The sequence below is a fragment of the Roseovarius sp. MMSF_3298 genome, assembly GCF_030733705.1.
Classification (GTDB): Bacteria; Pseudomonadota; Alphaproteobacteria; order Rhodobacterales; family Rhodobacteraceae; genus Roseovarius; species Roseovarius confluentis.
The window spans coordinates 1-1,160 of sequence record NZ_JASHIN010000068.1; the positions used below are offsets into that span (position 1 = coordinate 1).

Genomic DNA, 1,160 nt, shown 5'->3' on the forward strand with positions numbered 1-1,160 from the left:
CTTCCGCTGGCCGGCGTTCGCGTGGTCGAGATTTGCCAGATCGCGGCTGGGCCGTTTTGCGGGATGCTTCTGGCGGATATGGGGGCGGAGGTCATCAAGATCGAACCCCCCACCGGCGATGCCATGCGGGCATGGCCGCCGATCACCGACGGCTACTCGGAGAACTTCGCGTCGTTGAATCGGAACAAGAAATCGATCGCGCTCGATTTGAAGGATCAGGGTGACTACGACACCGCGCGCGCGCTGATCACGCGCGCCGACGTGGTGATCGAGAATTCGCGACCCGGTGTCATGGAACGGCTCAAGCTGGATTACGAGACCGCGAAAGCCTGGAACCCGGCGCTGGTCTATTGCTCGATCTCCGCCTTCGGTCAGACCGGCCCCAAGGCGAAGCAGGGCGCGTTCGACGTGACCATGCAGGCGATCTCGGGGATCATGAGCGTGACCGGCCACGAGGGAGTTCCGCCGGTCAAGTGCGGTGTGCCCATCGCCGATTTCGCGACCGGCCTCTACGGCGCGTTCAACGTGGCGTCCGCGTTGATGGCCGCGCGGCAAAGCGGGCAGGGGTCGCATATCGACGCCTCGATGCTGGGCTGCTCGCTGGGCATCGCCGCGTTGCAGACATCCGAGTATTTCGGCACCGGGAACGTGCCGCGGAAGCTGGGGGCGGCGCATCCGCGCAACTCTCCGTACGAGGCCTATGCGGCGCGGGACACGCATTTCGTCATCGCCGCCGGCAATGACCGTCTCTGGGAGAAGGTGTGCGCCGTTACCGGGCTGGAGGCCCTGAAAGATGACCCGCGCTTCGTGACCACCTCGGACCGGGCGACCAACCAGGCGGAGCTGAAGCCGTTGCTGGAAGAGCGTTTCGTCAAGGAAGACGCGGAGGAATGGCTGGCCCGGTTCAGCGCGGCCGGGGTGCCCTGTGCGCCGATCAACACCTATCCCGAAGCGCTGGCCGACCCGCAGGTCGAAGCGCAGGGCTGGGTCCAGCGCACGGAGCTTCCCTCCGGAGCGGAGATTTCGACCTTCGGCCCGCCCGTTTCCATGTCCGGGCGCGCGTTCACGATCCGCAGCGGCCCGCCGGGGCTGGACGGGGATCGCGCCGCGATCCTGGCGGAGCTGGACGCGGAGAAAGTGGCATGACGGACGCCGTGCTG

Annotated in this window: 1 protein-coding gene; it reads left to right on the top strand. The window is 66.6% G+C overall.

Going from position 1 to position 1,160, the window contains the following annotated elements:
- On the top strand, positions 1-1,146 hold a 1,146-nt coding region (locus tag RBB18_RS23140; RefSeq protein WP_371931695.1), incomplete at its 5' end, for a CaiB/BaiF CoA transferase family protein.
- Positions 1,147-1,160: the final 14 nt, after the last annotated feature.